The organism is Marinobacter sp. (genome assembly GCF_046484525.1).
Classification (GTDB): Bacteria; Pseudomonadota; Gammaproteobacteria; order Pseudomonadales; family Oleiphilaceae; genus Marinobacter.
The window spans coordinates 77,519-84,738 of sequence record NZ_JAWOIS010000058.1; the positions used below are offsets into that span (position 1 = coordinate 77,519).

General features: G+C 56.1%; 7 protein-coding genes and 1 tRNA gene. 7 read left to right on the forward strand and 1 reads right to left on the reverse strand.

Features of this window, described 5'->3' with window-relative positions; translation table 11 throughout:
* Positions 1–2: 2 nt before the first annotated feature.
* From R6W86_RS12570 to R6W86_RS12600, 7 genes are read left to right on the forward strand one after another with little or no spacing between them, the layout of a single operon-like run.
* Positions 3–1,550, forward strand: a complete 1,548-nt coding sequence (locus tag R6W86_RS12570) for a sugar ABC transporter ATP-binding protein (RefSeq protein WP_410329712.1) — start codon at positions 3–5, stop codon at positions 1,548–1,550.
* Positions 1,550–2,584 (forward strand): ABC transporter permease, encoded by a 1,035-nt coding sequence (locus tag R6W86_RS12575; protein ID WP_410329713.1) that lies wholly within the window; start codon positions 1,550–1,552, stop codon positions 2,582–2,584. The genes R6W86_RS12570 and R6W86_RS12575 overlap by 1 nt, the downstream gene beginning before the upstream one ends.
* A gap of 12 nt (positions 2,585–2,596) precedes the next feature.
* Positions 2,597–3,325, forward strand: a complete 729-nt coding sequence (locus tag R6W86_RS12580) for a LamB/YcsF family protein (RefSeq protein WP_410329714.1) — start codon at positions 2,597–2,599, stop codon at positions 3,323–3,325.
* Positions 3,326–3,360: 35 nt separating this feature from the next.
* Positions 3,361–3,600, forward strand: coding sequence for an acetyl-CoA carboxylase (locus R6W86_RS12585; RefSeq protein ID WP_410329715.1), 240 nt, complete (start codon positions 3,361–3,363; stop codon positions 3,598–3,600).
* 7 nt (positions 3,601–3,607) lie between these two features.
* On the forward strand, positions 3,608–5,005 hold the full coding sequence (locus R6W86_RS12590) for an acetyl-CoA carboxylase biotin carboxylase subunit (protein ID WP_410329716.1): 1,398 nt from the start codon (positions 3,608–3,610) through the stop codon (positions 5,003–5,005).
* A complete protein-coding gene (locus R6W86_RS12595; protein WP_410329717.1) occupies positions 4,998–5,873 on the forward strand; it encodes a 5-oxoprolinase subunit B family protein in 876 nt (291 codons plus the stop codon). The genes R6W86_RS12590 and R6W86_RS12595 overlap by 8 nt, the downstream gene beginning before the upstream one ends.
* Positions 5,863–6,837 carry a biotin-dependent carboxyltransferase family protein gene (locus R6W86_RS12600; RefSeq protein ID WP_410329718.1) on the forward strand — a complete coding sequence of 325 codons (975 nt, stop codon included), beginning with the start codon at positions 5,863–5,865 and terminating at the stop codon, positions 6,835–6,837. Before R6W86_RS12595 ends, R6W86_RS12600 begins: the two co-directional genes overlap by 11 nt.
* A 193-nt stretch (positions 6,838–7,030) precedes the next feature.
* Here R6W86_RS12600 and R6W86_RS12605 read toward each other — a convergent pair.
* Positions 7,031–7,107: transfer RNA gene (locus tag R6W86_RS12605), tRNA-Arg, on the reverse strand.
* Positions 7,108–7,220 lie beyond the last annotated feature (113 nt).

Consider the following 7,220-nt stretch of genomic DNA (forward strand, 5'->3'; position numbering starts at 1 on the left):
TCATGTTGAATTCAATCAACAAACAGCAGGGTCGTGAGGAGGTGGGGGAAACCCCGCTCCTCCAGACCCGGGCCATTACCAAGGACTATCCTGGCGTTCGGGCGCTTGATGGCGTGGATTTCGAACTGCTTGCCGGCGAAGTGCATGTGCTCTTCGGAGAGAATGGTGCGGGAAAGTCGACCCTGATTTCCATTCTGGCTGGTGCGAACCAGCCGACCACCGGCCAAATCTCTTACAAAGGCATGCCGGTGACACTGGCTTCGGTTCACGACGCTCGCTCTCTCGGTATTTCGGCGGTTTTCCAGGAATTTTCACTGATCTCTCAGATGACTGTGGAGGAGAACCTGTTTCTCGGCGCCGAGCCCAGACGAGCTGGATTGCTCGACCGCGCCCGTATCAGTCGAGAGGCAAAGGAAACGCTTGATGAGCTTGGCTTTGCATTGAGGCCGGACCAGCGGGTGGATCGCCTCACCCGTGCAGAGCAGCAGATGGTTGAGATCGCCAAGGCATTTCGTTCTGAACTGCAGGTTTTGATTCTTGATGAACCTACGGCCTCGCTCACCTCGCATGAGACTGACCAGTTGTTCGAATTGATCGGCGGTTTGAAGAAACGCGGGGTCGGAGTCATCTACATCACTCACCGAATGGCCGAGATTCGTCGCATCGCTGATCGGATCACTGTTCTTCGCGATGGCCGCTATATCGAAACTGTCGAGGCGGCGGACGCAACGGAAGATGATCTGGTGCAGCTCATGACCGGTCGCGTGGTCGGCGCCATCTTTCCGGAGCTGAACCTGAATGCGCCGGGCGATGTAGTGCTCGATGCCAGGAATGTCACAACAAACGACGGTTTGGTGGTTGACGCGTCGCTGACTGTCCGGGCGGGTGAGATTGTCGGCATGGCCGGACTGGTCGGGTCGGGAAAATCGGAGATGATGCAGGCATGTTTCGGTGCACTGGCAATCCGCTCCGGGACGGTCACGCTGAATAACCAGGGTATCACGGGTCACACACCAAAACGCAATATACGCGATGGTTTCCTTTACTTGCCCGCCGATAGGCGCCATGAGGGTCTGATGATGATGCGCTCGGTGCGCGAGAATGTTGGACTCGCTTCACTCGACATCGAGCCATTCTCAAAAGGTGGTTTCATCAATCGTGGTGGCGAAAAAAGGGCAGTCGAAGCACTTACCACACGGCTCAACCTGTCGCCGCCGCTGATTGAACGTACGGTTGAACACTTTTCCGGTGGCAACCAGCAAAAGGTGATGCTCGCCCGGGCCCTGACCCGCAAATATGACCTGATCGTCTTCGACGAACCAACGGTCGGCGTCGATGTCGGCACACGCGCTTCCATTTATGAGTTTATTGTTGAACTCGCACGCGGTGGCGTGGCCATTGTCATTATCTCGTCCGACCTGCCTGAAATACTTCATCTTACGACCCGCGCCTACGTTTTTTACCAGGGACGGACTCAGGCCGAACTGCAGGCCGACCAACTCACTGAAGAGAAGGTGCTTGCCCATTTCTTCGAAAAGGAGGCCTGTTAATGGCTGAGCAATCTGTTACTGCGCCCAACGCACCGGCTATCGGCGGCATTGGGGACTTAACCAAGCGCGTGTTCGTGAAGCTCGGCATTCTGCCCTTTCTTCTGTTCATCGCCATGGTGGTGTTCTCGCTGTTGTCGGAAAACTTCCTGACGCTGCAAAACCTGATGAACGTGCTTCGCCAATCGGTCTACCTGATGATTGTTGCACTTGGCCAGATGATGGCCCTGCTCACTGGTGGCTTTGACCTGTCGGTTGGCACAGCCCTGGCACTGAGCTCAGTGGTCGGCGCCCTGGTTATGGCTGCCATCTTCTCCATTGCACCCGACATGGTCTGGCTGGCAATCGCACTCGGTTGTTTGTCCGGCATTCTGGCAGGGGTCACGATCGGTATCGTTAACGGTGCGGGCGTCGCCTTCTTCAACGTGTCGCCTTTCATGGTGTCGCTCGGTATGGCATCGGTCGGTTTCGGTGTCGCACTCTACCTGACCGGTGGCGTACCTGTTTACGGCATGCCACGGGCCTTCAGCGACACCTTTGGCTATGGTGCCCTGCTCGGTATACCCGCACCGGTTTTCGTCGCCGCATTGCTGGCTGTCGCCCTATATGTATTCCTCTACCGCACGCCTCAGGGCCGGTATTTTTATGCGGTCGGCGGCAACCCGAAGGCTGCCTCACTATCAGGCATCAACACGAAAGCCACGCTGTTCTTCACCTACGTGCTGAGCGCTCTCTTTGCAGCCATTGCCGGCATGCTTTTGACGGCGCGTATTGATACCGGTGAAGCCAATATTGGTGCTTCGATGCCATTGGAATCCATTGCCGCCTGCGTCATAGCCGGGGTCAGTCTGCGAGGTGGTGTGGGGCGCCTTGAAAGCGTCGTCCTCGGTGCCCTGTTCATCGGCCTGATTCAGAACGGCATGAACCTGGCGCAAATCGAATCCTACTTACAAACCGTCGTGCTCGGCATTCTGCTGATACTGGCGGTCATCGCAGACCAGATCAGGCTTCGGTACGTTGCCTCTCTCAAGAATTAAGGAGCACAAACGATGCATGTAGATGTGAATTGTGACATGGGCGAAAGCTTCGGCCTTTACAGGATGGGTGACGACGAAGGCATGATGCCGTATATCACCCAGGCCAACATAGCCTGCGGTTTCCATGGCTCCGACCCTAACCACATGCGAAGCACCGTAGAACTGGCGCGCGAGAATAACGTCAAGATTGGTGCACATTTCGCGCTACCGGATCTACCCGGGTTTGGTCGGCGGGAAATGAAGATTGGCCGTGAGGAAATGGCCAACATCATCCTCTATCAGATCGGTGCGCTGAAGGGCTTCCTGGACGCCAGTGGTGTGGCACTGTCGCATCTCAAACCACACGGCGCACTCTATGGCATGGCAGCGCGCATGGAGCACATCGCCCATGCCGTTGCTGATGCCGCCGAAGTCTATGGAGTGCCTGTGCTGGGACTTGCTGGTACCCAGCACGAAAAGGTTTACAAAGAACGGGGAATCCCCTTCCTGGCAGAGTTTTATGCCGACCTGGAATATGATGATAACGGAAATCTGATCATCACGCGGTCGCACAGTGAGGTCGATCCCGGATATGCGGCATCGCGCGTTCTTGAGGCTATGCGTAATGGCAAAGTGGATAGCGTCAACGGCAAGTCACTGCCTGTGCGCGCCGGAACCGTTTGTGTCCACTCTGACACACCCAATGCCATTGACATTGCCAAGGCGGTCAATGAGGCAATCAAACAGCTAGAAACGGCTTGAGACAGCACCAGAATAACAATCAGGAGACACTACCGATGGCTAAGCATGAAGTGAAATCCCCAATCCCGGGAACATTCTATCGTAAACCGGCACCGGACCAGGCCGCCTACCGCGAAGTTGGCGATACCGTCACCAAAGGCGACACCATCGGTCTTGTCGAGGTCATGAAAACCTTCCATGAAGTGAAAGCGGATGCTGACGGAACGATTGCAGACTTTCCGGTCAGTGACGGTGAACCCGTTATGGCAGGGCAGGTTATTGCCGAGCTGAACTGAGGCCATCATGAGAAAAACAGGTATTCAAAAGCTGCTGATCGCAAACCGGGGTGAAATAGCAGTCCGAATTATCCGCGCTGCACGTGATCTCGGGATCGCTACAGTGGTCGTTCACAGCGACGCTGACACCGAAAGCCGAGCCGTTCAAATGGCGGATGAAACGGTTAACATCGGGCCGCCAATGGCGGCAAAATCCTATCTCTCTATCGATGCGATCCTGACGGCGGCAAAGGAAACCGGTGCCGACGCCATTCACCCCGGCTATGGCTTTCTTGCCGAAAATGCAAACTTTGCAGACGCTGTAGCTGCCGCAGGACTTGTCTTCGTGGGTCCGGATGGCAACACCATACGCTTGATGGGAGATAAGGCGGCCGCTCGAGCCGAAGCGGAGAAGGCAAATGTCCCAACGGTGCCCGGCAGTGACGGCGTTATAAAGGATATGGACGCCGCCGCCGAAATAGCAGAGGAGATTGGTTTCCCGGTAATGATCAAGGCGGCCGCCGGAGGCGGCGGCCGCGGCATCCGTGTTGCTCATGATGCTGCCGAGTTCCAGGAACTGGCCCCCCAGGCTTCCTCGGAGGCTGCGGCAACGTTCGGTGACGGCGGCATCTATATAGAGAAGGTCATCGAGCGTGCCCGGCACATCGAGGTCCAGATACTAGGTGATGGCGAAAACGTCGTACATTTCTTTGAGCGTGAGTGCTCTTTGCAGCGCCGCCGCCAGAAGGTGTGGGAAGAGGCACCATCGATCGCGCTGGATGATCGGGTTCGCGAAGAACTGTACCGCTCGGCTGTCGCGCTGGCAAAGGCTGTCCACTATAAAGGCGCCGGCACCATCGAGTATCTCTACGACGACGAGACAGGGAACTTCTATTTCATTGAGATGAACACACGCATCCAGGTTGAGCATCCTGTGACCGAAATGATCTGTGGCGTCGACCTGGTCGCCGAGATGATCTTGATCGCTGGCGGCACAAAGATGCGTGTTACACAGGAGACGATACGCAGAACCGGGCACGCCATCGAAGTGAGGTTAAACGCAGAGGATCCGGCCAATAATTTCATGCCGTTTCCCGGCATCGTCGGCAACTTGCTCACCCCGGACGGGCCGGGTGTGCGTTTCGATCACATGCTCTATCCAGGCTATGCCGTTCCGCCTTTCTACGATTCGCTGTTGGGCAAACTGATTGTATGGGCCGAAGACCGTGACCGTGCGCTGTTGCGGCTCAAGCGCGCCCTTGGCGAACTTCATATCGAGGGGCTGCCCACCACCGCGCCGCTGTTCCAGGCTTTGCTTGAGAGTGAAGAGCTGCAGCAAAGCGTCGTCCATACCCGTTGGTTGGAGCCGTGGCTGGAAAAAAACCTTGATCTCATAAAACAAAAAGGGGCTCAAACTCATGAGTAGTCGATACACATTTGGCGGCGATGAGCACATTTTCGTAGAAGTCGACGAAGAAATGTCGCTTGAGGCATTCTTTGTCTCAATGTCCATGACCAACGCTGTGCGCAATGCCAACATCAAGGGCGTCACCGAAATATGTCCGGCCAACGCCTCGTTCCAGATCAAATTCGATCCGGATGTGATTCACCCGGATGACATGATGAAGGAATTGAAACGCCTGGAAGCACAGGCGGAACAGGGCGAAAACGTTCTGGAGACACGTATAATCGAAGTTCCGGTCTATTACCAGGATCCGTGGACCTACGATACCCTGATGCGGTTTCGCGAACGCCACCAGGACCCCAGCGCGACCGACATCGAATACGCAGCATCGATCAATGGCTATGACAGTGTAGAGAAGTTCATTGAGGCGCATTCCGGAGCACCCTGGTTCGTCTCCATGGTCGGGTTTGTCTCCGGCCTGCCGTTTCTCTATCAGATGGTTGACCGGTCGCGTCAGATCCAGGTGCCAAAATACCTCCGCCCGCGCACCGACACACCACGGCAGACGGTTGGCTACGGGGGCAGCTTTTCCTGCATCTACTCCGTGCGCGGCGCGGGCGGGTACCAGATGTTCGGTATCACCCCCATGCCGATCTATGACCCGGAGCAAAGTGTTCCCTACCTGAAAGACTTCATGGTTTTCTTCAAGCCGGGGGATATCGTCAGATTCAAACCAATCAATCGCGAAGAGTATGATGCCGCGATTGCCCAGGTGCAGGCCGGCGAATACATGCCTCGTATCAGAAACGTTCGTTTTTCGCTAAGCGAGTTCAATGCCGATATGGACGGTACCAACGCCAAGCTGATGGAGGCCCTTTATGACCGTTAATGTAATCTCAGCCGGTATTGCCACCACGATCCAGGACCTGGGACGGCCGGGCTATTATCATCTTGGTATTCCCATGGGTGGGGCCATGGATCGCCTGGCACTCAAAACAGCGAATCTGCTTGTTGGCAACGATGAGGGAGCGGCCGGGCTCGAATCCGTATTCGTCGGGCCGGAACTTGAATTCACACGGGATGTAACCGTCGCAGTCTGCGGCGCAGAACTGCCGCCGAAAGTGGATGGTGAGCCACGTGATACCTGGACCGCCTTCACCGTGAAAGCCGGCCAGGTGTTGTCCTTCGACTTTCTGAAATCCGGCGCGCGAATCTACATTGCTATTTCCGGCGGCATTACCACGCCCGTTCACCTTGGCAGCCGTTCGACCTATGCCATCGGTGCGCTCGGTGGTGTTAACGGTCGCCCTGTGCAGCCGGGCGATTCGCTGCCACTCGGCAAAAGCAGCAAAACCGTTAAGGATGGGGTCTCGGTACCTGCGGCACTGCGGCGCAGCCCGTCCAATCCGGCCGAGATTCGCGTGCTGCCCGGGCTATACTGGCATCGAATTACTGAGCAGTCCCAGGACAGTTTTTTCGAGGATACCTGGAAAGTCGCCAATGAAGCAGACCGCATGGGCTATCGCTTTCAGGGCGGGCGCAAACTTGATTTTGTCGAGCGCGAACAGCCATTCAGTGCTGGCGCGGACCCATCCAACATCACCGATGCCTGTTATCCCTACGGCTCCATTCAGGTACCGAGCGGCTCAGAGCCAATCGTACTGCACCGTGATGCAGTGTCTGGTGGCGGGTATTTCATGCTGGGTTGCGTTATTTCGGCTGACATGGACCTGATTGGTCAGTTACAGCCGAACATGCCGGTCCGGTTCGTGAAAGTGGATATGGAGACTGCCCTTGCCGCGCGCAAAGAGCAGGCGGCAATCATGGATGAGATTCGCAAAGTACTTGGCTAAGAGCGACAGTAAGAAAAAGTGCTCTCCTGAATGCCCAGCAATCGCAAAGGGGAGCATCTTTACAATGGATGAGCATGGCAGGGATGCCATTCCTCTCAGTGCCGGAGTCCGTACGCAGGTTTGCAATTTAGCTAACGATCAGACCGTCTTTCACAAAAAAGCCCCACACTTGGCGGGGCTCTTTTGAGAAAGATGGCCCGCCCGTCAGGATTCGAACCTGAGACCTTTGCCTCCGGAGGGCAACGCTCTATCCAGCTGAGCTACGGGCGGAAGAAATCGGGCACGGTGTGCGTCAATTTCGAGGCGCAATCTTACGTGTGATCGGATGCTCTGTCCAGCCCTCAGGCGATCTTGATTGCATCGGCCCGGTTTCAGGTAGAACC

Bases quoted from the DNA above. Each gene is read 5' to 3' on its own strand.
- R6W86_RS12575 (WP_410329713.1), top strand. From the start codon at position 1,550: ATGGCTGAGCAATCTGTTACTGCGCCCAACGCACCGGCTATCGGCGGC.
- R6W86_RS12595 (WP_410329717.1), top strand. From the start codon at position 4,998: ATGAGTAGTCGATACACATTTGGCGGCGATGAGCACATTTTCGTAGAA.
- R6W86_RS12590 (WP_410329716.1), top strand. From the start codon at position 3,608: ATGAGAAAAACAGGTATTCAAAAGCTGCTGATCGCAAACCGGGGTGAA.
- R6W86_RS12585 (WP_410329715.1), top strand. From the start codon at position 3,361: ATGGCTAAGCATGAAGTGAAATCCCCAATCCCGGGAACATTCTATCGT.
- R6W86_RS12580 (WP_410329714.1), top strand. From the start codon at position 2,597: ATGCATGTAGATGTGAATTGTGACATGGGCGAAAGCTTCGGCCTTTAC.
- R6W86_RS12600 (WP_410329718.1), top strand. From the start codon at position 5,863: ATGACCGTTAATGTAATCTCAGCCGGTATTGCCACCACGATCCAGGAC.
- R6W86_RS12570 (WP_410329712.1), top strand. From the start codon at position 3: ATGTTGAATTCAATCAACAAACAGCAGGGTCGTGAGGAGGTGGGGGAA.